The following is a 25,564-nucleotide window of genomic DNA, read 5'->3' as shown; positions in this document are numbered from 1 at the left end:
TAATTGTACTTAAAATACTATTATTCAAATTTTAATATGTATAACAATTTGAAATTAAATATTTAATTTCTTTTTTATAATTCACATTAAACTCTACAATGAAATTTCAGTTCCTATACCAAATTTTGGCGGGTAACTGAAAAAGAATAAACTAAAAATTTTAAACCAATTTTTAAATAAGACTTAATATGAAAAAATTATACACTTTTTTAGTATTCGGACTATCTATCTTTTTGTTTCGGATACAGGCACAGGCACCCAATCTGCCGGTCAAAGTAAATTTGGCTACGACATTGAACGGTTCAAAGACATTTAATAATGGTACTGCTCAGGATATAATTTCTTTTCCGTTGTCCAATCAGACAGAATTTACACTGGAGGTAAAAGCCAAAGTAAATTCGGCTCAGGGAAGAGGACTGGATGTAGAGGTTAAAAACACAACAGGACTAGGATTCAGGACTTCTTTAGACAAAACATCTTTTAATTATAATACTATTTTAACATCAATAGAAAATTTAAGTAATTCTTCTGATAATGCTCAGGAACAGACTTATAGGTATTCTGTAAAAAATGGTTTTGTAAATATTTATCAGGATGGACATTATCTTATTTCTAAAGCACTTGATTTTGTAAATGATAACTCGGGAGCTCCAACTGTATACGGTTCTGATAACCTTCTCGGAAGATGGGCAGGTGTTACAGGTAACAATTCAGGTAAGCCAAATGATTACGGCTGGGCGAATACTTCTGCAAGTCTTCCGTGGAATACAGCTAATTCAACCAGTGGTGTTCGATATCTCGATGTAACTTCCGGACATACATTCGAATCAGACAATACTGCTTACAATGGCAGAATAATGTACATTCGTTGGGATAACAGCGCATATTCTACTTCGACCTATAGTTATCCTGTAAAACTGGAAAAAGACCTCAAATATGAATTTTCGTGGATTTACGAATATGTGTCTAATTCTGCTCCCGGAACACCTATCAATGTAGCCATTTCAGCTACGGCAAATGGAACCGGAGTTATAGCCTCTAAAAGTTTTGTTACAGGTAATGCCAATAAATTAAGAAGAGGTGATTTTTCCTTTATCTCAAATGCTGATGGCGTTTATTACGTAACGATCACAGCAGGATCCGGACTTATGGCTATTGGAGATTTAAAATTAAAATCTTCAAATTTAATTAATACCTGGGATGGTTTTGCTAATGATAATTTAGGTTCACCAGCCGCTTATAGCTGGACCAACTCATTATCTTCTGCGATTTTTAACACGGCAAACGCCACCAGCGGAGCACGATATATGGATGTAACATCAGGACACACCTTTGAGTCAGATGATACAAATTACGCAGGAAGGTTGCTTTATATCAGATGGGACGGCACGGCTGAAAATTCAGTTTATTCATTTCCGGTACAATTAGAAGCGTCGAGAGATTATCAGTTTTCATGGCTTTATGAATACATTTCAAATTTAGCTCCCGGTTCTCAAATGAATGTATCTGTTTCAACATTAGCCAATGGTGGTGGTACGGTTATTTCCTCAAAAAGTTTTGTAACTGGCGTCGTAAATAAACTAAGAAAAGGCGATTTGTCTTTTCAGTCTCAAAGTGCCGGAACGTATTATATCAATATTACAGGCGATAAAGCTCTTTTTGGCATCGGAGATTTAAAAGTTCAGACACAACAGCTGGCAAATATCATTATTGGTAAAAATTACGCCAGCGGTGCCGTAGACATGGAAGTGAGTTCAGTAACTTTTGAAAACGCAGCCTATGCTCCGGAAAAAGTTATCAGCCCTTCATTACAAACCGCTGATATTTCAAGTAGTGTCAATGTTGGAGCTTATGCAAAATCAAAAGTAGTACTGAATTCATCAGCCTCTTTGTATTTAAAAAATGCTTATAATCCTTTAATTAATGCATCGGTAAATTTGAATTCGGCAAATGCTCAGGTCTATTTTGAAAATGTCAAGCCTTCTGTAGTTATTAGTACTTATCTGCAATATATATCAGTAAATGGTGTTCAGGCCAGTAACGGAACGAATGTTATTGTATCGAATTATGGCGGAGGAACTGTAGTAGCTCCTTATTCTGCAGATTTAAAGCCATTAGAAGTTTTTACAGCAGAAAATTTTGGAGGAGCTTCCCAGCAATATGAAACCGTTACACCACATGATAATTTAAGTTCATTAGATAATGCGATTAAGTCATTCAAATTAAAAAAAGGCTATATGGTAACATTCGCTTCAAATGCTGACGGAAGCGGTTACAGCAGGGTTTTTATAGCCGAAAATCAGGATTTGGAAGTTCCGGTTCTGCCTGTTAATCTAAACGGAACCATTTCGTTTATCAGAACAATGAAATGGCATGAAGTCAACAAAAAAGGACTTGCAGGTGGAAGTACAGAAGCTATGGATGCAACGAATATTACCTGGTATTACAACTGGAATACCGGAATGAGTTCTACACCTAATATTGAGTATGTGCCAATAAGACAAACTAATTTCTGGCCGTCATTTACACCTGCTTACACAAAAGAAGGTTATACACATCTTTTAGGATTTAATGAGCCAGATCGTCCTGATCAGGCGAATATGACGGTTGAAGCAGCCATAGCTTCATGGCCAGCGCTTATGAAGTCGGGTTTAAGGTTAGGTTCTCCCGCAACATCAGATCCGTTCAATCCGTGGATGGGAACTTTTATGACGCAGGCTGAAGCCAATAATTATAGAATTGATTATGTAGCAATCCACTGTTATTGGTACAAAACTGCTGCTCAGTGGAAAAGTGACCTTCAAAATATCTACGACAGATACAAAAGACCGCTCTGGATTACTGAATGGAATATAGGAGCAAACTGGACAGGCAATAATTTCCCTGATGGTCCAACTGTATTGACGGATGCAAACGCCATTAAACATAAAAACGATCTTGCAGCAATATTAAATGTATTGGAAACTACTGACTATGTAGAACGCTATTCGATCTATAACTGGGTACAGGATGCAAGGGCAATGTATGTTACAATTGACGATGCATTTAAAACAAGAAATCCAAACTGGCAAAATTATGTATGGCTTCAAACGGCACCGGTAATTTCAAGTACAGCTACAAGTTATGTCGTTTTAACTCCTGCAGGAGAGTATTATGCGAATAATGCTTCGGCTAAAGCTTATAGTTCAAACAGAGAGTATATTTCGACATGGAAAACAAAAGTCGAAACACTGAGTTACCAACTGTCATCCGACTATCAAAACATTACGGTAAACTGGACAGGTACTAATAATGATTTGGTAAATAAATATATTCTGGAAAGAAAATTAACGGGCGAAAATGATTTTTCAGTTTTTTATGAATCAACAGATTATAAAGTTATCAAACAGACCGATCAGGTACATTCAAGAGCGGAATACCGAATCAAAGTTGTGGGTAAAGACAATGTAGAATCTGCATATTCACCTATTTTGGTATTCGAACAGGCTCCAATTGCTGCTACACCTTCAGATATTGAAGGAAAAGCATTATCGAGATCCATAATCAATTTAAAATGGCCGGCAGTTGCAGGAGCTGAATCTTACACAATCAAAAGATCAGAAACACTGAATGGCACGTATCAGGATGTTGCTGTATATTTAAAAGAAACGACTTTCGATGATATCAATTTAGAGGAGGATACAAATTATTTTTATAAACTCGCATCAGTAAATACAGGTGGTGAAAGCCAATATTCAACGCCTTTAAATGTTAAAACAATGGCATTTGCAATTCCGTCAGCTGTTACAAATGCTAGTTTGGCTTATGGTGATGCAAAAGTAAATCTCGAATGGGATTTTATGTACGACGTTAGTTTTTATGTAAAAAGATCCACTTCATCATCAGGACCTTTTACAACTATAGCAACCGTTACAACGAATTCATATAGCGACGTATCAGTTTCAAACGGAACGCCTTATTATTATAAAATTGCAGCCTTTAATACTTTGGGTGAAGGGCCTGAATCAAATCTTCTGAGCGCGACACCTGCGCAGGGGCAAAAAATTACAGGCAGTATAATTGGACATTCCGGATCGTATCAAAGTAATGGTGCTACAATTGAGAAAGCTTTTGATGAAAATCTGACGACTTATGTTGATGGGCCAACTGCTGCTGGTTATCTAGGTTATGATTTCGGAACAAACGGCAAAGCCAGTCTGACGGATATCAGATACGTTCCGCGCAATGGTTTTGGCAATCGTATAACAGGAAGTGAAATACGTGGTTCTAATAGCGAGGATTATCTTAATTCTTATGAGGTTTTACATGTAATAACAGGTACGCCGGCTAATGATGTTTTTACACAGGATTCTGGTTTGGCTACTCCAAAATACAGATACATCTATTGGTACACGCCAACGGGTTACGGAAATATAGCTGAACTTGAGTTTTACGGAAGCATCGATACGACTTTAGCAACCAATAAACCTCAGGCAGAATTTTCAGGAAACATAAAAGCATTCCCAAATCCAACCTCAGGACAGTTTGATATTGATTTTCCTATTAGTGTAACATCTCAAAATATTGCCATTTATACAGCTGATGGTAAATTGATCTCGCAATCTAATTATGCTGTCGAAAATGGTAAAATTCATCTGAATCTGGAACATAACAGCACAGGAATATACTTCGTAAAGCTTCATTCTTACCCTGATAAAACAATCCGAATTGTCAAAAAATAAGAATTAAGCAGATAAAAAATAAGTTAGTTTGGTTATAATGCGTTTTTGGACGATGGGGGATTTTGAGCGATCCCCCATTTTCTTAAAAATGATAATACTGCCGAATTGTAAATAAGTAATGAAATGAAATTTAAAGTGAATCGTTTTTTGGTTTTAGGAAGTGCAGCAATGCTGTATAGTTTCGTTTCATTTAAAGAGAAACCAGATAAGAAAGAAGAATATCAGTTGGTCTGGAGTGACGAATTTACTGTTGAGGGTATTCCAGAGGAAAAAAACTGGAATTATGAAACCGGCTTTGTGAGAAATCAGGAAGCACAATGGTATCAAAAAAAAAATGCCTTCTGTAAAAACGGTTTCCTGATTATTGAAGCTAGAAAAGAAAATAGACCAAACCCGGATTTTGTTTCAGAAATTCATTCCGACTGGACAAAAAAGAGAGATTCCATAAAAGTTACATCATCCTGTTTAATAACACGCGGAAAACATTCCTGGCAGTATGGCCGATTCGAAATGCGGGCTAAAATTCCTGTTGGAAAAGGAATGTGGCCGGCCTTTTGGACTTTGGGCGTACAGGGAAACTGGCCTGCAAACGGGGAAATTGATATTATGGAATATTACACCGGAAAAATATTAGCAAATGCATGCTGGAAATCAGATGAATCCAAAACAGTCTGGGACAGCTCTACAAAAATGCTAAGTGATTTTAATGAAAATTGGGCGAACAAATTTCACATCTGGAGAATGGATTGGGATGCGCAATGGATTAAATTATATGTTGATGATCAGTTGCTAAACGAAATTAGTGTCGATGAAACGATGAAATATAAAAATCAGAAAATAAAACCTTTTCAGCAGCCTCATTATTTATTGGTAAATCTGGCAGTAGGAGGAATAAACGGTGGAGAATTTACATCTGATAATTTACCGTCACAATACATAATAGATTATATCAGGGTTTATCAAAAAAAGCAATTAAAATGAAATTACAATATTCGATAATTATAAGTTTTCTGTGTTCATTAGTATTTGGACAAAACACTTCTTTTGAACCGGGAAAAGTATGGAAAGATACTGATGGCGTACACATTAATGCTCATGGAGGCGGTGTTATTTTTGTTGATGGAACTTATTATTGGTATGGCGAATTTAAAACAGAAGGCAAAGGCGGAAATACAGCGCTGAAAGGCGTTAGCTGTTATTCGTCAAAAGATTTGTACAACTGGAATAATGAAGGCATTGTACTAAAAGTCGAAGATGATCCTAATTCTGAAATAACAAAAGGATGCATCATGGAACGCCCCAAAGTAGTTTTTAATAAAAAAACAGGCAAATACATCATGTGGTTTCATTTGGAATTTAAGGGAAAAGGTTATGATTCTGCCAGAGCTGCAGTAGCCATAAGTGATTCTCCGAAAGGCCCTTTTGCATATAAAAAATCATATAGACCTAATAAAGGAGTCTGGCCAATGGATTTTAAGGAAGAATATAAATTAGCTTCGACAACTGAACGCAATTTAAAATCCTGGAGCCCTGAATGGGTAACCGCTATCAAAAACGGAATGTTGGTGCGTAGGGATTTTAAAAAAGGGCAGATGTCAAGAGATATGACAGTTTATGTAGATGATAATGAAAAAGGGTATCTTATTCATTCATCAGAGGAAAATTTGACCCTTCATATTTCTGAATTGACAGATGACTATTTAGATTTTACAGAAAAATGGACCCGAGTGGAACCTGCAGGACATAACGAAGCACCTGCAATTTTTAAAAAAGAAGGAATTTATTATATGATAACCTCAGGCTGTACAGGCTGGGATCCTAATGAAGCACGTTCTTTTAAATCCAAATCTATCTGGGGGCCGTGGGAAGCTTTAGGAAACCCTTGTTTTGGTAAAGATGCCGATTTCACATTTCATTCGCAAAGCACTTATATTTTTCAGGTTCAGGGCAAAAAAGACCAGTTTATTTTTATGGCAGACCGCTGGAAGCCTGATAATCCAATTGATGGGACTTATATCTGGCTGCCAATTAAGTGTATTGAAGAAAAACCAGTTTTAAAGTGGTTAGATAATTGGAATTTAGCTTATTTTACAGAAAATTAATAATTAAAAAATGAAAAGCCAGCAAAATTTTATACAGAAATCAAGTTTTATTTTTTTTATGAGTGCATGCTTTTTTTATTTTTCAATAATAAATGCTCAGAAAAGCAGAGTATTAAAAGAAGCAGTTCCTTTAGATTCAATCCGATTAAGTGATCCGGCAATTTTAGCAGATAATAAAACTGGCATGTATTATATGACCGGAACTGGCGGATTTCTTTGGAAGAGTAAAGATTTAAAATTATGGAATGGCCCATACGATGTTGCCAAAACAGATCCAAAATCCTGGATGGGACCAAAACCGATGATTTGGGCAGCAGAATTGCATCAGTTCAAAAATAAATATTACTACTTTGCCACTTTTACGAATAGGGACAAAATAATAGATAAAGTTGATGATAATAGTATTGAACGCCGTGCAAGTCATATTTTGGTAAGCGATCATGCTCAGGGACCGTATTTACCGATGAAAGACGATATCTATTTACCAGCTGATAAACCAACACTGGATGGCACATTTTGGATTGATAAGAATGGGAAACCTTATATGATTTATTGTTATGAATGGCTGCAAAATGGAAACGGGACTATAGAAAAAATAGAATTAAAACCGGATTTAAGCGGCTCGGTTGGAGAAGGAAAATTACTCTTTAAAGCAAGTGACTCACCCTGGAGCAGGGAAAAAGATTCTAATGGCAATGATAAGCCTAATAAAGTTACCGATGGTCCGTATTTATTTAAAACAGGTTCAGGACGTTTAGGAATGCTTTGGACCAGCTGGATTTACGATGTTTATACTCAGGGAGTAGCCTATTCTAAAAGTGGTACCTTGGATGGACCCTGGATTCAGGAAGAAGCCCCTGTTTCACCACCCAATTTTGGTCACGGAATGCTGTTTCAGACTTTTGAAGGTAAATGGCTTATGTCTGTCCACAGCCATAAAAAAATTGATGGTAAAACGATTAGGATTCCTAAACTATTTGAGGTTGATTTGTCAGGAGATAAGCTAGTTGTTTTGAAGCCTTATTTTCCATAACGCAGGGCTTGGGCTTCTTTATTCTTAAACTAAAAAAATATAATCAAAAACAATTTATCCCAAGCGGCATGTATATAATCTTGTTAAAAAGTGTTATTTTTACACTTATATATACTATAGTTTCTTTATAATTTATAGTTACAAACATTTAAAAATGAATCAATTAAAAATATTCTTGTTTTTCGCAGGTATTTTCAGCCTGTCTCTATTTTCCCAGCAAAAAGAAAATACGGCTGTATTTCAGATTAAAAAACCAGATTATGCAGTTAGTCCACATACAGGAATGATAAAACAGCACTGGAAAGATGCGGCATTTTATCTATTGGAAGGAGCTTTCAGCTATATTCATAAACTGGATGACCCGATGCAATTTCCGAAACAGGAAGGAAAAAGTTATCCATCGAATCCAAATCAGGTTCCGACAGAAAAATTGGAAGGGCTTTGCAGAACTTTATTTATTGCTTCGCCTTTGTTGAAAGAAAATCCGAATTTGATAATCAACAATATAAAAGTAGCAGATTATTATCGCTATCAAATAGCGAAATTGACAGACCCGAATAGTCCGACTTATATTGAACCGCGTGCTAAAAATGGTGGTCCAAGTCAAAAGCTGGTTGAATTTGGCGCTTTGGCACTTTCTTTACTGACTAATCCTGAAGTTTTATGGAAACCGCTTCCGCAAAATCAAAAAGACGATCTGGCTAAAATAATGATTAGCTATGGTGACGGGCCTACGGTAGATTCTAACTGGAAGTTTTTCAACATTTTTGTACTGAGTTTTTTTAAAGAACAAGGCTATACAGTTAATGAAAAATTATTGGTTGAATATTTAGAAAAATCACTAAAGCATTATCGTGGCAATGGATGGTATAATGACAGTCCTGCATATGATTATTACAGTATGTGGGCTTTTCAGATGTATGGAAGTATTTGGTCAGAGTTTTTTGGAAAGAAAAACTATCCTGAAATTGCGGCCAGATTTGCCTCGAATTTTAATGATTTAAAAAACAATTATCCTTATTTATTTAGCAGAGATGGTGAAATGATCATGTGGGGAAGAAGTATCAGTTACAGAACCGGTGCAGTAGTTCCTTTTCCGTTAATGGGATTTCAAAATGATCCGAATACCAATTACGGATGGATGCGCAGAATTTCATCCGGAGTAATTAAGCAATTTTTGACGCATCCGGATTTTATGAAAGACAATGTACCTACACTTGGCTTTTATGGTGCATTTGAACCTGCAGTTCAAAATTACAGTTGTCGTGGAAGCGTGTATTGGATGGGGAAAATCTTTTTAGGCTTACTGGTGCCGGATAATAGTCCGTTTTGGACAGCCAAAGAAAACAATGGAGATTGGGATGCAACATTCAAAAAAGATCAGGTTTACAATAAATATCAGGGAGATTCGCAAATCCTTATTACAGACTATCCTAATATTGGGGCTTCAGAAGTTAGAGCGTGGTGTCATGAAAAAGTGAGCAGCGACTGGCAGAAATTCAGATCGACAGAAAACTATAACAGATTGTCTTATAACAGTGCTTTCCCGTGGCAGGCAGATGGTCAAAATGGTGAAGTTGCAATGAATTATGTGATTAAAAATCAAAAAGACCAATGGGAAGCCTTTAGATTATTTACTTTCAAAAAGTTTGAAAACGGCATTTATTACCGAAATGTAGTTTTAGAAACCGATGAAAATATAAAGTTCAGTTTAGCGGATATTCCTTTACTAAACGGAATTTTAAGAATTGATAAAAATAACAGCGATAAGCCTGTTTCAATGCGCTTAGGACATTATGCTTTGCCGAAATTAGACAAAGAAATTGTTACAACTAAAAAAAATGTAGCAGGGCACGAAGTGACTATTATCGATAACGGAAAATACCAGCTGGCTATGATTCCACTTTTAGGCTGGGATAAAACCGAAGTTGTAAAAGCAAAAGGATTACACCCGGAAAGTGATGAAAGTTCGGTAATAAATGTCACTGGCAATTCAAAATCAAATAAAACAGCTATTTATGCTACTCTGATGCTTTGGAAAAAATCAGGTGAAAAGTGGAAAAAAGAAGAGCTCATTCCGGTAAAAGTTTCGCAACAAATTAATGGCTCCATAATCGTAGAATATGATAAATTAATTAAAAAAGTAATCGTATTTAACTAAAACAATATTAGTATTTTAAAAACAAATTCGTTACACAAATTACACACAAACAATAAATAAAATAAGCATGAAATTAATTAGAATTTTCGCTTTGACAATAATGGCTGTAATCAATCCATTTCAAGGCAATTCGCAATCCAAATTTAATAATCCAATTGCAGAACAGCGTGCCGATCCGTGGGTATATAAAACAGAAGCCGGCGAATATTATTTGATAGCTACAGTTCCGGAATATGATAGAATTGTAATCCGAAAGGCTAATAGTATAAACGGTTTAAAAGAAGCAAAAGATAAAGAAGTCTGGCACAAACACGAAAAAGGTGTTATGGGCAGTCATATCTGGGCTCCTGAACTGCATAGAATTGACGGAAAATGGTATATCTATTTTGCTGCAGGTGAAGCCGAAAATATCTGGAATATTAGAATTTGGGTATTGTCAAATCCTTCCGCTAATCCGATGGAAGGCAAATGGACAGAAGAAGGACAGCTAAAAACGCAAAAGGAGTCATTTTCATTAGATGCCACAACTTTTGAACACAATGGTAAAAGATATTTAATCTGGGCACAAAATGTAAGAGGAGGGAATCATGGCACTGCTTTAGTTTTATCAGAAATGAAAAATCCAACCACGCTTACAGGTCCGGAAATAGTTATTACCGAACCGGAATTCAGCTGGGAAAGAGAAAAATACAATGTTAATGAAGGTCCTGCTGTGATTAAAAAGAGCGGAAAAATATTTGTAACGTATTCTGCCAGTGCAACAAATCATAACTATTGTATGGGCTTATTATGGATTGATGAAAAAGCAGATTTACTGGATGTTGCAAATTGGCAGAAATCTCCTGCTCCTGTATTTTATACCAATGAAGAACTAAAAAGATATGGTCCCGGTCACAATTCATTTACGACCAGCGAAGACGGAAAAACAACGATAATGATTTACCATGCAAGAGATTATAAAGAAATTCAGGGACATGAATTATCCGATAAAAATCGTGCAACCCGGGCAAGAGTCTTAGAATGGACAAAAAGCGGTTTTCCTGATTTTATGCAGAACAAAAATGATTAAAAATTAGAAGTAAAATATAATCTACAATTTCAAGGATAATGTTATCCTAAATGATGGAGTCGAAAGCTTTTTTATTGGAAAAATTTCGGCTCCATTCATTTTAATAACTGTTTTTAATTTCCTCCAAAGGCTATTACAGCTAAAATATATAAAGCCTGTTAATTGTTGGGGATGACACGATTTATTACATGGTTTTATCTGAAAATATTTTATCTTTATAGCCATATCTCAGATAAAAATGAACAATACAAAATTTCCTATTCCATACAACGAATTAGAACGTTTAGCTGCTTTAAAACGCTACAATATACTTGACACACTGCCAGATCATGCTTTTGATGATGCTACTAAACTGGTTTCCTATATTTGTGGTGTACCAATCGCCCATATCTCGTTTATAGACGAAAGCAGACAGTGGTTTAAATCTGAGATTGGAATCGGTGTTACAGAAGTACCGCGTGAAATTTCTTTCTGCCAGTATACTATTATGGAATCTGAAATAGTAGAAATAAATGATACTTTTCTAAACGATCGCTTCAAAAATGACCCTAATGTTGTCGGTGGGTTTAAAATCAGATTTTATGCGGGTATTCCGCTTACAACACCCGACGGATTTAATATAGGAACTATTTGTGCAATAGATCATGTCGTTAAGGAACTCAATGAAAATCAGAAAAATGCTTTGTCACTTGTTGCAAAACACGTAATTGGCCAACTAGAATTGCAAACAAAAAATATTGAGTTAAATGCTCAGAAAAAAATTGCAGAACGTGCGGTACTGGCTAAAGACAGTTTTCTGGCTAATATGAGTCATGAAATCAGAACCCCGCTAAACGCTGTTATTGGTTTTACAGAGCTTTTGAGTCAGACAGATTTAAATAATACCCAGCTTGATTATGTCGAAAGCGTACAGACAGCCGGAGAAAACCTTCTTTTAATTATTAACGATATTCTTGATCTTTCTAAAATAGAATCCGGAAATCTGGCTATAGAAGCAGAACCATTCAATTTGAAAAAGACTCTCAAACATGTTTATAATTTATTAAAAGTTAAAGTACCTAAAGACGTTGAGTTTAATCTTTATTTAGATGCCGAAATGCCGGATATGGTAATTGGCGATCAGGGAAGATTAAATCAGATATTAGTGAATCTTACCGGTAACGCTCTCAAATTTACAGAGGATGGAGATGTAACAATTTCAGTAAAAAAAGTGGAAGATACTGATGATTTTTACACTCTGAGATTTTCTGTAAAAGATACTGGTATTGGTATTCCTGAGGATAAGCTTAAAACTATTTTTGAGCGATTTACACAGGCCGAAGAAAGCACTACCAGAAAATTTGGAGGTACAGGACTGGGACTTAGTATTGTGAAACAGCTTGTCGAATTACAAAAAGGTGAAATTCAGGTAAAGAGTAAGCCAGGAAGAGGTTCTGAATTTAGTTTTACCTTAATCTATAAAAAAGCTAATACTGCAGAAATTAAAGTTAATAAAGTATCAGATAACAATCTGGGCAAACTTAAAATATTGCTGTGTGAAGACAATCCCTTAAATCAAAAATTAGCCAAAAGCGTTATTTCTAATTTTGGTTTTGAATTAGATATTGCCGAAAATGGTGAAGAAGGCATTGAACTTTTATCTAAAAACGAATACGATTTGGTTCTAATGGACCTTCAGATGCCTGTAAAAGATGGCTACCAGACGACAGAATATATCAGAAATGAAATGAAATTAGCCATTCCGATTATAGCTATGACTGCGCATTCATTAGTTGGTGAACAGGAACGTTGTTACAAGGCAGGCATGGATGCTTATGTACCTAAACCTTTTAAGCAGGCAGTACTTTTAAAAGCAATAAAAACTGTAATGAGTAAAGATTTTGAGCATGGATACAAACGTAAAATTAATTTTTCTTTTTTAGATGAAATGGGAGGTGGAGATGCAGATTTCAAAAAAGAAATGATCAGCCTTTTTATAGATAAAATCCCGAATCAGGCAGCACAACTTGATGAAGCATTTAAAAATAATGATTATGATACAGTAAAAAAACTGGCACATCATATGAAATCCAGTATGGATATTTTTATGTTGGAGGATCTTAGCAATTATTTATCTGATATTGAAGAAGAGGCCATTATTGAAGAATTTACGGCTGAAACTTTAGATAAAATTAATATTTTACATTGTGGAATTGTAGATGTGGTAAAAGTTTTAAAGGAATTATGTTAAAAGGAGTTTATACTATAGTTTTGCATCATTATATGTCATAAATTTAGTTAGCTTCAAAAAATACAATACCGATGAGAATAATTTTAGCAGAAGATAATGATATCTTACGCAAATCATTGTCTTTTTTTTTAGAATCCAAAGGATTTAAAGTAGATCAGTTTTCAGATGGCAAAGATGCACTGGAGGCTATTGAAAGCGATAACTATGACCTGGTTTTAACAGATATTAACATGCCAGGTGTAAGTGGCATGGAAATCACACAATATATCAGGCAGACTCTTAATTCTGAAATTCCTATTATTATATTTACTTCATCAAGTGTAGAACAGACAGAACTTGATTCTTTTGATTTAGGCGCTAACGAATTTATGTCAAAGCCTGTAAGCCCTGCTGTACTTTTAGTAAGGATTAACAAACTACTAAATACACGTGTTTAATGAAGATTTCATGTTCCTTTAAAAGATTCTAAATTTATGACAAAGATATGGGAGCTTTATAGAGATAAGCATTGGGTAGAGCCCTTCCTTATTTTTTCAATTTGTTTTTTTGTGGGCGTATCAATCGTTTTATATCTTTTTATTATTGGCAGCAGAAATAAAAATATAAAACGGGAGAAGCTTAGGAAAGAACACGACCAACAGATTGCAGAATTAATATTTTTGGTAGTTTTTGAGGATACTCCTTTCGCTGAAATAAAGAAAAGACAAGAATATATGATGCTATTTGGATCTCTTTTATTTCGAAAAGTCTTAATAGAATCAGTCATAAATCTTCATAAAAATTATGATGGTGTTTATGCAAAAAAACTTGAACATTTTTATAAAGAATCAGGATTGATTAATGATTCTTTCAAAATGCTCAAAAGCATGAAATGGGAGGTGAAATGCAAAGGAATTACTGAGCTTGCTGAAATGAATATTACAGATTCATTTGAAAAAATCCTGACATTTTCTAAAGCACGAAACAAAACTTTGAAAATTACAGCAATAAATGCCTGCATCAAACTGGCAGGAACAGAAGGTATAACACATCTTAAAGCACATCCTTACCCGATTGACGACTGGACACAGCTAAATATTATTGCAGCATTTAAAAAACATGATATTGGTGACACAAAAGGGGTTGAACACTTACTTGAATCACATAACACAACCGTTGTTACACTTGGTCTTAAACTCATAAAAGAACTTAAACTAACACAAAAAGTCCCTTATGTAGCACAATTGGCAGAGCGAACTCCCAATGCATTGATACAATATGAGGCACAAAACGTATTACAGGAATTAACAGTTTAACTTTACTTTACAGACAAATGGCTTTTTTAAATGAGGAAATGATATGGTTTATAGATGTCTACTTATATCTTATACTTGGTTACGCCATATTAATCATGTCTTCTTATCTTATTTTAGCTTATCTCTCCATGAAAGAGCTGAGAAGCTATCTCAAAAAAAACAGTTTTGTAGATTATGAAGTGCTTCTTACAAGTGAATTTGCTCCTAAACTTTCCTTAATTGCACCTGCTTATAATGAAGGTTTTACTATTGAAGAAAATGTAAAATCGCTGCTTTCTTTAAATTATAACAATTATCAGGTCATTGTAGTAAATGACGGGAGTAAGGATAACTCTATGGAAATCCTTATTAAAACTTACGATCTCGTTTTAACCGAGCTTGATATCCATTCTAAAATTGAAACAAAAAAGGTTAAAGGAATTTATACTTCCAGAAATGCAGCTTTTAAAAAATTAATCGTAGTCGACAAGGAAAACGGAGGAAAAGCCGATGCATTGAATGTTGGGCTTAATATTGCACAAAATCCTTATGTAGTTTGCATAGACGTTGATTGTATCCTTGACAAAGATTCACTTTTGAAACTGGCCAAACCTTTTTTAGAGTCTCATGGTAAACGCGTTATTGCTACCGGAGGTGTTGTCAGGATTGCCAATCAGTGTATCATAAAAAATGGACGTTTGGTTGAAGTAAATATTCCAGACGCCATAATTCCGAGGATTCAGGTTTTAGAATACTTAAGAGCCTTTCTGTTGGGAAGGATGGCGTGGGGCCGACTTGATGGTCTGCTGCTTATAAGCGGAGCCTTTGGTGCTTTTGACAGAGAAATTGCAATATTGGCCGGTGGTTACAATATAAAAACAGTAGGAGAGGACATGGAGCTGGTCGTACGCATGCGTCGTTATATGCTCGAAAACAAACTACCTTACACGGTAAGTTATATTCCAGATCCTCTTTGCTGGACAGAAGCTCCGGAAGATTTTAAGATATTCAAAAAACAAAGAAGCCGTTGGATGAGAGGGACAATTGAAACATTGAGCTTTCACAAAAAAATGTTCCTGAACCCTAAATATAAACTTCTGGGTATGATTAGCGTACCTTACTGGACTTTATTTGAATTTCTTGCTCCGGGAATAGAATTTACAGGACTTATAATTACAATTTTATTTATCATTTTCGGTTTATTAAACTGGCATTTCTTTATTTTACTTGTTCTTTTTGTTTATACATTTGCTGTTTTCTTTTCGGTTATCGCTCTTTTGAGTGAAGAACGTACTTTTCATAAATACCCTAAACAAACCGATTTTTTCAAGTTGTTATTAGCTGCTTTTATAGAACCAGTTTACTTTCATCCATTAGCTGTATATGCTGCTTTGATTGGATATAAAGAAAAAATTAAAGGAACTCATGGATGGGGCGAAATGACGAGAAAAGGATTTACCAAAAAAGAATAATTTTTTTATTTGACTATTCTGAGCTAAAATTTATTAAAAAATAAGATATCAAAATTTAAAATGTTTCAATTTTAGTCCGTTATTTTGTAGTAATTAATTTACTATGACTAAGAAAATTTTAATAGTTGATGATCATTTAGTTGTGCGAAACGGAGTCGCAATGGTTTTAGAAAAACAATTTGAAGATGTCTCAATTTCAAATGCAGAAAATTTCTTTGAAGCCATTGTACTTTTAAAAAACATTTCTTTTGACCTGGTCATTCTGGATATTAATATTCCGGGGGGAAGAAGTACAGAAATGATTACCAGTATAAGGGAGATTCAGCCTGAAATTAAAATACTTGTTTTTTCAGCCCATGAAGAAGAGCAATATGCTTTAAAATACATTTCTTCTGGTGCCAATGGTTATCTGAACAAACTATGCAGTGAAGAAAAAATGATGTTTGCTATAAGTTCAATTCTTGAATCCGGAACTTATGCTTCTCCTGAACTCGTTAACAAACTGCTTGAAATTCAAACAGGCAGAAAAGCTGTAAATCCATTGGGTGTTTTATCAAAAAGAGAACTTCAAATTGTTGAATTACTCATCAACGGCAACGGCAATCTTGAAATTTCAAATCAACTAAACCTTCACATGTCTACTGTAAGTACTTATAAAGCCAGGGTGTTTGAAAAACTTAAAATTAGCAATATAGTCGAGCTTATTAATCTCTGTAAAACTTCTGAAAACTAATTATATTCTACCATTATTTCAATAGTTGTCCCTTCATTAATTGCGCTTGCAATATTGATATTTCCTTTAATAATAATAAGAAGTTCTATAATCATGTGTAAGCCTAAGTGATAGTTTTTTACAATAGGCTTTTTATAAAAATCAAGATAATAATCAATAAGTTCCTGGCTCATCCCTTTTCCATTATCGATAATCTTTAGCGTAAGAATGTTTTTTTGAGTTGAACAAAGCAGTTCTATTGTTCCGTTTTTTGTATTTTTTATAGCATTGTCTATCAGGTTATGAATGATAATTGACAGTGCTTTTTTATTTGTTCTGATATCCAGATTTGGATTTATATTATTAAGGATCTGAATGTTTTCTGCCTCTGCAATTTTTTCAAAAATCTGAATCTTTTGTTCAATCAGATCATATAAAAAATAACTTTTATCCTCAAGTTTTTTTCCTTCCATAAAAATAGAAGAATATTTTATCAGGTTTTCAACAAATTCATAGAGCTGCTGCGTTGAAGCCTGTATTGTTTCTACCTTTTGTTTTAGTTTGATATTATCCTGGATCGTTTCATTTATAAACAAATGGTTTATAGAAGCAGAAAGGAATTTTAAAGGGCTTTTTATATCATGACTCATACTTTTCACCAACGTTTCATGCTGTTTAATTTCCTGTTTTAAATCGTTTTCAGCTATTTCCAGCTTGTGAATTGCAGTTGCTAATTTTTTAGTTTTTTTAGCAATAATATACTCCAGTTTCTTTCTTTTTAATTTGATATAATGCAATCTTACATACCAGATAAATATTATAAATAAAATAAACAGAATAACACAAAAAATAGCAAACCAAATGGTCTGATAAAATTTTGCCGGAACAATCAGTACTACTTTTTTGTATATATAATTGGTATCAAACCCACACAGACTTCGAATAGTCAGATTATATTCTCCCGGGGGAAGAGTAGTAAAAGATATCGATTTTTCATCTTTAATCCGTTCCCAGCGATCAAGCCCAATTTTGTCCATTTTTGCTTCAATCGTCATGTTTTCAGGATTTCCATAATAAGGATAAGCAAGTAAAAAGCTTACCCTTTGAAAATTGTTTTCGAGCACAATCGTATCTTTTGGAACGAGTACTTTTTGGTCTAAGATAACCTTGTCAATAAAAAGTTCTTTGCCAGGCAGTATTGTTGAGACATTATAGGGATTAAAAAAAACAAAACCATTCATTGATGGAAAAACAATATAATTATTTTTAAGCAAATTACCGCTTGGCTGGCATCCGCCATTGAATTCATTGGTTAAAAAGCCATCCTGTTTATTGTATTGATGATAATAGATATTGCCTTTTTTATTTTTGCTATAATTAAGTAATACTTTTCGGGATACCTGGAAAAGACCTTTATTGGTAGGAATCCAGAAGAATCCTTTTTTATCTTCTATAATGCAATGTGAAGAATTGAGGTAATGATCTTCATCAGCAGGGAAACTATTTAAATGGTTATTATCGTAGAGAAAAAATCCTTTTTCGTAAGTTGTCAGCCATACCTTTTTTTCACTGTCAACAAAAATACCCCTGATATTTATTTTTTCGGATTTTTTTACAAAATATATTTTCCCTGTATTTTTGCTAAACCTTAATAAACCTTTTTCTGTTCCTAAATAAAGTGTATTCTGATCATATTCTGCTATAAAATTGATATTATTGTTAGAAATTGCAGCAAGAGAAATTATGCTGTTTTTTATAGAATATAATTTAGCTTTATGAAATTCATCTTCTCCCATACTTATCCATATCGTGTTGCTATGATCTTTGAATAACGTTTTTGGATTTTGACTAAAATGATAGGTTTTATATTTTTTGTAACCGAATTTTTTTAAATAGCAATATACTTTACGTCTTCTGCCTAGCCATATATTATTGTCATCATCCTTAACAATACTTAGTTTTTCCTCTAAAAAATCACTTTTTACAAAAGAAATACTATCAATAACTTTTCTGTTGTTTAAAATTAGTCCTTCTGTTGTAACAATTGTACTGTCATTAAATGCGGTGGCACCATAATAAACCTCATTTTTCTCAGGATCTTTTTTAACAGTTTTGAATTCAGGAAAAGAAATTATACACAGCCCGTTTGTACTGCTTCCTAAATATAACTTTAGGTTTTTACGATCATAATAAATAGAAATAATATTACTTTTCTCAAATTCTCTGAATTCGACAATTGGTTCTGCAGTCAACTGATTGTTAGCTCCGGATAAAAAGTAAAGTTTGTTTTGTACTAGTAAGAAAACCTGACCTGTAGTGATATTCCAATATAACTTATATTTCCCTTTGTTTACAGGCAGTTTTAATTTTCCTGAAGATTTTCTCCCTTTAGTAAAATAATCGTAATTCCCATTATCATAGAGATAAAAAAGAGTATTATTTAGTGAAAAAAAATTAAAAACACTATTGTGCTTAAAAGCATGTTTATAAATGCTTCGCAATTTCACATCGCATAATTCTATTTTTTGAGTGTCAATAAAAAATAGATTTCCATTTGCCAATCTAACGTAATAAGGCTCAAATGAATTGATAGTGTAATTGGAAGGCAGACCATCATGAAAGAAAAAACGTTTTTTGTTACGGATAATCTTATAGACCGGTTGATCTTTTTTTAAAACCTGCACCTTTCCTTTTTTAATGAGTACAAGTTCTTTTTTACTTTCGTTAAAGCTTGACAAACTATCTTTTTGGATGTTTCCAAAAATATCAGTGAAACGACTATGTTTTAAATTTGTTGTAGATGCATTAAAAGGAAGGAAATTATTGCCATCGTAACGAACCAGCCCATTTTCGGTAGTCATCCATATAAAATTGTATTTATCCTGAACGATTGCTTTTACACTGCTCTGAGGTAATTCATTATTATCAGCTGTAAACCATCTCGCAATATAATTTTGCTGGCAAATTCCTTTTACTGTTGTCATCAATATCAAAAAACAACAGTAATAATGAAAAGAAAAGAAAACTCTTGTTTTTGACATTTGACTAATTTTAAACGCGCAAACTTAACAAACATAAATTATAATTTGCAATTTGTAGTTTTAAATCTACACATATGTAGGTTTATTTGGTAAAGCTTTATATGCTTCTAGATATTCTATACTGCTATATTTGTTTTTAAATCAATTTACGAAAACGATTGAATTTTAATACATCAAAAGTAGATTAATAATATGAGAATAGGAATTATAGGTATATGCAGTCTTACTATAGATTTTGCTTACAGAGCTGCTAAGTCGGGACATCAGGTGCTAATTAGTCATTCCCGGGAGAATTCTCATTTAAAAGATCTTATACAAAAAATGGGGCCTAAGATAAAACTGGTTGCAAAAAATGAAGCTGCAAAAGCAGGAATACTCATATTATTTATCCCACGGGAAGATCTTCAGCTGTTTTTGACTGATCTACCCGATATGACTGAAAAAATATTAATACATGCCAGTAATCCTATTTTTAGTTTAGAATGTTTGGAACCAAATTCAAAAGTAAAATCATCAAGTGAAATAATAGCCTCACTTTTACCTGAAGCCCATGTGATAAAAATTCTTAACATAGCAAATCAGGACATGCTTTCGTTCTTAAAGCAAAATGAAAATGAAATTTTTTTTACAGGAACAAACAGTCAGGCTAAAAATAAAGTAAAAACTTTTTTTAAAACTCTTGAACTTACAGGGGTTGATTTTGAAGAACTCTATCTGCCACCTATATTGACTTATTCGGCAAATTAAATGATTTAGAAAATTATATGACAGTTGATCGAAATTCATAAAACTTATTTCTATTAATCAATTTTCATACAATACATTTGTTGTTTTAACCAGCCCCAAGGATAAGACAACTATATTAGGGACACTTCTGAGGGAGTGCCCCTTTTATATATTATCTATAATAAGAAATAAAGAGATAAATTTAAAAAACACAAAATAATAATATTTTATTATTAAAAATACAAATTAAATAATTAAAAACTATTAAATAAAACTTTAATAATTGCGATTTAGGACCTGTTTTATTATTTTTCGATACATTAATCACTTTTTGAATTATCTTTCTTTAAAAGGCTTAATATTTATTATTTAAATTTTCAAAATAAAAAAACTAATTAAGATTAAAAAAACAGATTTATTTTTATTCCACTTAAATTAATACTTATAAAAAATACTGTTCATCTATTACATCAAAGTTTAGTCACAAAATCAGAACTTTAGATTGTATCATATTAAATTTGTGTTACTAAAAGAAAAACACGTAAAACTACTCATTGTCAGTATTTTATAGTTGCGTAATTTAGAGTTTCTGTATTACTGCAGCGTTTTTTTACTGTACGCCTTAGACCTTTTTTACTCACATACCACATTCTTCCCATTATATATTTTAAGTTTAAGTTAAAGTATTGATTTAATTAATAAAAAATAAAAAAATGCGCAAAAGAGCAAAACAAAACGGACTGGAAATAACGGCAGTAATTGGCACTTCAGCTGTTCTGCTTTCCTTTGAAATGGAAAAAAGCCTGACTGAAGGACTTCTTGGATTTGCGATCGAAAGAGAAGATCATACAGAGAATGAAAAATATTATCTCAAGGGATTTAAATATTTTGAAGAAACTGCCGACAATACCCATGAAGGTCAGCTTTACAGTACTTATGAACATCCGGTACAGTCATTTTTGTGGGAAGATTTCAGTGTAAAATGTAATCATGATTATTCTTATATCGTTACCCCTGTCTACGGAAAACCTAAATATCTTATTTATAAAGAACCATGCTTTATAAGATTCACAACACCTACGGAAGATACAGGAGAACATTCAGTTTATTTTAACAGAGGGGTTGCAGGAAGCCTTGCTTATGCCAGAAGGTTCAAAAATAAAAGACCCGGTTCGAATGATATGACCGAAACAGAGACTGCAGAAGCATTAAAATGGCTTTCTAGAGGTCTGGAGGAGGCTTTACTCGGTTTTATTGATAAGGCAGAGGATAGTTCATATAAGCTTCGGGCAGCTTTTTATGAATTTGAGTATCTGCCAGTATTGGAAAGTTTTAAAGCAGCATGTGAGGAGCGGGGAGTTGATGTCAAAATAATTTATGACTCCAGAGGAGAAGAAGAAGCTAATAACACTGCCATAAATGAAGCCGGTTTGCTAAGAAAAATTATGATTCCACGTAAAGCAGAAACTGAAAAAAAATATATTGCGCATAATAAATTTATTATTTTATTAAAAGATGATCAGCCAATTGAAGTTTGGACCGGGTCAACAAATATTACTCCTAAAGGAATTTTTGGGCAGTGCAACGTTGGACATATAATACGAAACACAAAAATTGCAGAAAAATATTTTAAATATTGGGAAGAATTGGTAGAGGATCCTTTGAATGATATCCTTGACAAAAAAACAGTCCGTATTCAGCCAGATCTTGATTATGACGAAATTCCTAAAAATAGTGTGACTGTTTTCTTTAGTCCACGTGAAAAGAAAAATATTCTACAGACTTACGCCGATTATATGGATGCATCCAAACAACTGATATGTGGTATGTTTCCCTTCTCTTTCAGCAAGAAAATGAAAGAAGTAATTATCGATACCACAGATAATCTAAAGTATATCATAATTGATAAAAAAGATAAAAATACAAGTCTGGTAACAAACGATTTTGATAATGTGATTGTTTACGGAACATACCTCAAAGACGGACTCTATGACTGGCTGGAAGAAACTCATGCGGGATTTCTATTAAACTCAAAGCCAGGAAATATAGGAACTAATTTTATCCATAACAAAATCCTTCTTATTGATCCACTTAGTGAAGACCCTATAGTTATTACCGGTTCTGCGAATTTTAGTGATAATTCTATTGCTAATAATGATGAAAATACACTTGTTATTAGAGGAAATAAAGAAGTTTCTGATTTGTACTTTACAGAATTCATTCGAATATTCAATCATTACTATGCAAGATATACAGCTCTAAAAATGTCTGAAAAACCTGGTACCGAGAATCCCATACATTTAAAAACCGAATCTTCTAAATGGGTGTCTTCATTTTATAACCCAAATGGACTCAAATATAAAAGAAAAAAAATGTTTATAGATATGAAAACCGATGACATAGAATAAAATCAAAAAACTTTAATTAAAAATTGAAATATCCCTATTTAAAACACTAAAAAACAACAAGTTTTAGATATTAAATATATTTAAAACACTGGTTTTATCAAGCCATTATTCGACAATAAATCAAAAATCAACATCAAAACCTGAAGATATTATCTAATTCTATTATATGTTTTCCGGACTGTAAAATTTTGGGAGACTTCGCTAATTTTTCTGCGAGTAGAGAAGTTGGCATTGGCTGAAATTTACGGATTAAACCTAATACATTTAAAAATTTTAGTACCAATGCACTTATGCGTTCACCCATTCGGTTTGTGTCTTTACGAAGCAGTAGTCCGGGTCTGAAAATAATATAAGAATTAAAAGCCAGGCTGGCAATCTTGTCTTCCAATTCTCCTTTTATCCTGGAGTAAAATACATTGCTTGTAGAGGAAGCTCCGTATGCGGACAATAAAACTGCTTTCAAAACACCGTTAGCTTTTGCTATTTCTGCAAATTTCAACGGAATTTCATAATCAATATGCCGCTGATTTTCTTTTGTGCCCGCCACTTTTAGCGTAGTTCCTAAACAAGAAAAAAAAAACATCTCCATTAATGAATGATGATACTTCTTCCAGTTTATCAAAATCGGTTAAAACCTCAGTCAATTTTGGGTGTTTTATTCCACTATGGCGTCGAACAAAAAGCACAATCTCTTTATAATCAGAATCCTGCAGCATAACGTTTACAAGGTCTTTTCCTGTAGCACCTGTGGCCCCAATGACTAATGCTTTCATATATTGGTTTTTAATGAATAATAAAAATAAGCATTTTTTATCACCTAAAGGATCCGTTCAGAGAGTTAGGAAAATAGATTTTTTCCTCTTTAAATTATCTAATCTTTTTCGTAATCCAAAACTTTGAACTTTATTTGAACAAAACCAAATAACCTACACGCCTGATTAATACTGAATTGACCGATGGAATTTATTAGTCTCAGGTTTGGGTTTAAAACCCTTCAATTTATTGCAGCACTTTAGTACACAATAAAATATAATCTTTGATTTTTTATCATTGATAAAAGTTTTCAAAATTGAAATACTTTCAGTCATTCACCAAAAAAACCACCCTGTACTTTCAGTTCAGAGTGGTTTAATTATTGATAGTTTAAAACTAATTTTTTAAAACCTTAAAAGTTTTAACTCTGTTATCAATTTGAACTTTACATACATAAATTCCTGTAGAAAGGTTTGCAACATTTAATTCTAATTTCTCATTAGCTGTTACACTTTTTGAAAGGGTTAAAACTTTGCTTCCGTTTGAAGAAAATATATCAACAACAGCTTTACCATTTTCTATACTTGAAAATTCGATGTTTAGAACATTATCTAAAACAGTTGGGTAAATTTTAACTTCTAAATTAGCTTCATTATTATCAACTCCTAAATTTGTATCACAACCTGAAGATATTACACCAGTAGCTGTAACCTGCAGTGTAGCACCTGCACCGCAATTAGCATTTCCTACGTAAGTTGCTACATCCTCAACATTATCAAACGTAGTGTAGACATAAGATGGTTTTGAAATAGTTTTGCCATAACTTGGATTTACAGCTACAGATGGTATTCCTTTTACACAATCAACAGCAGTTAGTCCTACATTTGTAGGATCCGTACCCTCAGAAACAGGGCTTGATAGCGTTGCTATCTGCGCAAAGTCACAACCTTCTACATAACAGGTAGTACCATTATTTCCTGCACCAAGACCAATTGCTTTAGCACTTGAAACGGATGTTTTGTAATAACAGTTTAATAGGTGTAATTCTGCATTTCTGGCCCTAGGCATTCTCTCTTTGCAACCGTCAGCCCAATAACAGTTTTTAAAGGTAACACTAAATCTTCCATCTGTTGTTGGGGCATCAGTAACACTTGATCCTACTAAATCTGAAAAACGGTGATCAGCAGAACCTCCAGAACCTCCAGCTGTCGGAGCTTTAAGATAAGTAAATTTACACCACGAAACAGTTATATTATCAGCTGCTCCTTTAATATCAAAATTACCATCCATTCCATCCTGAAATTCACAGTGGTCAACCCATACATTTGTGCCTTCGTTAGTAAGATTATCTTCACCATCAACATCATAGGCACCAGGGCCTTGAAAAATAATATTTCTAATAATAACATTGTCAGAAGTTTTTTGGATATAAAGGATTCCGGAAACGGCTTTTGACGCTGGGGAATCGCCAACGATAATCTGAGTATTTTGGAATCTTGCTCCTGGTAGCCCTATTATTGTTTTGTTAGAAAGTGTAACTTTATATAATTTAGGAAAAATGATAGTGCCAGAGACCAAAATTACTGAATTAGCAGTTGTTTTGGAGCTAAGAGCGGCTGTTAATTGATCGTAATTAGTAACAGTAACAGTATTAGCAGCAGTTGGAGTTCCGCCTCCGGTTGCAGCAGCACCAAAACCTTCAGGTGCAGACATGTAGTAATTCTGAGCAAAAATGCCCGAAAAACTAAGTAGGAAAAGAATTAGGGGTAGTGTTTTTTTCATTGTTAAAAAATAAATTTTAGATTGTTTTAATTTGTTTACAAGTGGTTAATGTAATCGATTGCACAAATTTAATTCTAATA

17 protein-coding genes are annotated in these 25,564 nt (G+C 33.6%); 13 read left to right on the top strand and 4 right to left on the bottom strand.

The window, feature by feature from the left end:
* Positions 1-188 precede the first annotated feature (188 nt).
* The 11 genes from GWR14_RS01875 (at position 189) to GWR14_RS01825 (ending at position 16,795) form a co-directional block, all read left to right on the top strand.
* Positions 189-4,721, top strand: a complete 4,533-nt coding sequence (locus tag GWR14_RS01875) for a glycosyl hydrolase (RefSeq protein ID WP_163407249.1) — start codon at positions 189-191, stop codon at positions 4,719-4,721.
* Between the two features lie 123 nt (positions 4,722-4,844).
* Positions 4,845-5,702, top strand: a complete 858-nt coding sequence (locus tag GWR14_RS01870) for a glycoside hydrolase family 16 protein (protein WP_163407248.1) — start codon at positions 4,845-4,847, stop codon at positions 5,700-5,702.
* Entirely contained in the window at positions 5,699-6,823 is a 1,125-nt protein-coding gene (locus GWR14_RS01865; protein ID WP_163407247.1) for a glycoside hydrolase family 43 protein, read from the top strand. The genes GWR14_RS01870 and GWR14_RS01865 overlap by 4 nt, the downstream gene beginning before the upstream one ends.
* Positions 6,824-6,881: 58 nt before the next feature.
* Entirely contained in the window at positions 6,882-7,856 is a 975-nt protein-coding gene (locus tag GWR14_RS01860; protein ID WP_163407246.1) for a glycoside hydrolase family 43 protein, read from the top strand.
* A gap of 154 nt (positions 7,857-8,010) precedes the next feature.
* Positions 8,011-10,017 carry a DUF2264 domain-containing protein gene (locus GWR14_RS01855; RefSeq protein WP_163407245.1) on the top strand — a complete coding sequence of 669 codons (2,007 nt, stop codon included), beginning with the start codon at positions 8,011-8,013 and terminating at the stop codon, positions 10,015-10,017.
* A gap of 67 nt (positions 10,018-10,084) precedes the next feature.
* The gene (locus GWR14_RS01850; RefSeq protein ID WP_163407244.1) at positions 10,085-11,086 is read left to right on the top strand and encodes a glycoside hydrolase family 43 protein; all 1,002 of its coding nucleotides are present in this window, start codon (positions 10,085-10,087) and stop codon (positions 11,084-11,086) included.
* A 238-nt stretch (positions 11,087-11,324) separates the two neighbouring features.
* Positions 11,325-13,316, top strand: coding sequence for a GAF domain-containing hybrid sensor histidine kinase/response regulator (locus GWR14_RS01845; RefSeq protein ID WP_163407243.1), 1,992 nt, complete (start codon positions 11,325-11,327; stop codon positions 13,314-13,316).
* Between the two features lie 71 nt (positions 13,317-13,387).
* Complete coding sequence (locus GWR14_RS01840) at positions 13,388-13,753, top strand: response regulator transcription factor (protein ID WP_163407242.1); 366 nt, start codon at positions 13,388-13,390, stop codon at positions 13,751-13,753.
* A 36-nt stretch (positions 13,754-13,789) separates the two neighbouring features.
* Positions 13,790-14,611 (top strand): hypothetical protein, encoded by an 822-nt coding sequence (locus GWR14_RS01835; protein WP_163407241.1) that lies wholly within the window; start codon positions 13,790-13,792, stop codon positions 14,609-14,611.
* A gap of 38 nt (positions 14,612-14,649) precedes the next feature.
* A complete protein-coding gene (locus GWR14_RS01830; protein WP_394367932.1) occupies positions 14,650-16,062 on the top strand; it encodes a glycosyltransferase family 2 protein in 1,413 nt (470 codons plus the stop codon).
* Positions 16,063-16,165: 103 nt separating this feature from the next.
* Complete coding sequence (locus GWR14_RS01825; protein ID WP_163407239.1) at positions 16,166-16,795, top strand: response regulator; 630 nt, start codon at positions 16,166-16,168, stop codon at positions 16,793-16,795.
* Here the strand turns inward: GWR14_RS01825 and GWR14_RS01820 are convergent.
* A complete protein-coding gene (locus GWR14_RS01820; protein WP_163407238.1) occupies positions 16,792-19,815 on the bottom strand; it encodes a ligand-binding sensor domain-containing protein in 3,024 nt (1,007 codons plus the stop codon). The genes GWR14_RS01825 and GWR14_RS01820 overlap by 4 nt on opposite strands.
* A 192-nt stretch (positions 19,816-20,007) precedes the next feature.
* Between GWR14_RS01820 and GWR14_RS01815 the strand changes: the two genes are divergently transcribed.
* Positions 20,008-20,562, top strand: a complete 555-nt coding sequence (locus GWR14_RS01815; RefSeq protein WP_163407237.1) for an NAD(P)-binding domain-containing protein — start codon at positions 20,008-20,010, stop codon at positions 20,560-20,562.
* A gap of 692 nt (positions 20,563-21,254) precedes the next feature.
* Positions 21,255-22,949 carry a phospholipase D-like domain-containing protein gene (locus GWR14_RS01810; RefSeq protein WP_163407236.1) on the top strand — a complete coding sequence of 565 codons (1,695 nt, stop codon included), beginning with the start codon at positions 21,255-21,257 and terminating at the stop codon, positions 22,947-22,949.
* Positions 22,950-23,082: 133 nt separating this feature from the next.
* Here GWR14_RS01810 and GWR14_RS23830 read toward each other — a convergent pair whose 3' ends face one another.
* From GWR14_RS23830 to GWR14_RS01800, 3 genes are all read right to left on the bottom strand, one after another.
* Entirely contained in the window at positions 23,083-23,496 is a 414-nt protein-coding gene (locus GWR14_RS23830) for a Rossmann-fold NAD(P)-binding domain-containing protein (protein WP_246236258.1), read from the bottom strand.
* Positions 23,462-23,722, bottom strand: coding sequence for a Rossmann-fold NAD(P)-binding domain-containing protein (locus GWR14_RS23825; protein ID WP_246236257.1), 261 nt, complete (start codon positions 23,720-23,722; stop codon positions 23,462-23,464). Before GWR14_RS23825 ends, GWR14_RS23830 begins: the two co-directional genes overlap by 35 nt.
* A 376-nt stretch (positions 23,723-24,098) precedes the next feature.
* Positions 24,099-25,484, bottom strand: coding sequence for a T9SS type A sorting domain-containing protein (locus GWR14_RS01800; RefSeq protein WP_163407235.1), 1,386 nt, complete (start codon positions 25,482-25,484; stop codon positions 24,099-24,101).
* Positions 25,485-25,564: the final 80 nt, after the last annotated feature.

This window comes from Flavobacterium ajazii (assembly GCF_010614725.1).
GTDB classification, from domain to species: Bacteria; Bacteroidota; Bacteroidia; order Flavobacteriales; family Flavobacteriaceae; genus Flavobacterium; species Flavobacterium ajazii.
The sequence above is the reverse complement of the archived record's forward strand: the minus strand, read 5'-3'. Positions and strand labels throughout refer to the sequence as shown.

Coding starts and splice junctions, on each gene's coding strand:
- GWR14_RS01865 (WP_163407247.1), top strand. CDS start 5,699: ATGAAATTACAATATTCGATAATTATAAGTTTTCTGTGTTCATTAGTA.
- GWR14_RS01820 (WP_163407238.1), bottom strand. CDS start 19,815: ATGTCAAAAACAAGAGTTTTCTTTTCTTTTCATTATTACTGTTGTTTT.
- GWR14_RS01800 (WP_163407235.1), bottom strand. CDS start 25,484: ATGAAAAAAACACTACCCCTAATTCTTTTCCTACTTAGTTTTTCGGGC.
- GWR14_RS01830 (WP_394367932.1), top strand. CDS start 14,650: ATGATATGGTTTATAGATGTCTACTTATATCTTATACTTGGTTACGCC.
- GWR14_RS01855 (WP_163407245.1), top strand. CDS start 8,011: ATGAATCAATTAAAAATATTCTTGTTTTTCGCAGGTATTTTCAGCCTG.
- GWR14_RS01870 (WP_163407248.1), top strand. CDS start 4,845: ATGAAATTTAAAGTGAATCGTTTTTTGGTTTTAGGAAGTGCAGCAATG.
- GWR14_RS01835 (WP_163407241.1), top strand. CDS start 13,790: ATGACAAAGATATGGGAGCTTTATAGAGATAAGCATTGGGTAGAGCCC.
- GWR14_RS01810 (WP_163407236.1), top strand. CDS start 21,255: ATGCGCAAAAGAGCAAAACAAAACGGACTGGAAATAACGGCAGTAATT.
- GWR14_RS01840 (WP_163407242.1), top strand. CDS start 13,388: ATGAGAATAATTTTAGCAGAAGATAATGATATCTTACGCAAATCATTG.
- GWR14_RS23825 (WP_246236257.1), bottom strand. CDS start 23,722: ATGAAAGCATTAGTCATTGGGGCCACAGGTGCTACAGGAAAAGACCTT.
- GWR14_RS01860 (WP_163407246.1), top strand. CDS start 6,882: ATGAGTGCATGCTTTTTTTATTTTTCAATAATAAATGCTCAGAAAAGC.
- GWR14_RS01815 (WP_163407237.1), top strand. CDS start 20,008: ATGAGAATAGGAATTATAGGTATATGCAGTCTTACTATAGATTTTGCT.
- GWR14_RS01875 (WP_163407249.1), top strand. CDS start 189: ATGAAAAAATTATACACTTTTTTAGTATTCGGACTATCTATCTTTTTG.
- GWR14_RS01850 (WP_163407244.1), top strand. CDS start 10,085: ATGAAATTAATTAGAATTTTCGCTTTGACAATAATGGCTGTAATCAAT.
- GWR14_RS01845 (WP_163407243.1), top strand. CDS start 11,325: ATGAACAATACAAAATTTCCTATTCCATACAACGAATTAGAACGTTTA.
- GWR14_RS01825 (WP_163407239.1), top strand. CDS start 16,166: ATGACTAAGAAAATTTTAATAGTTGATGATCATTTAGTTGTGCGAAAC.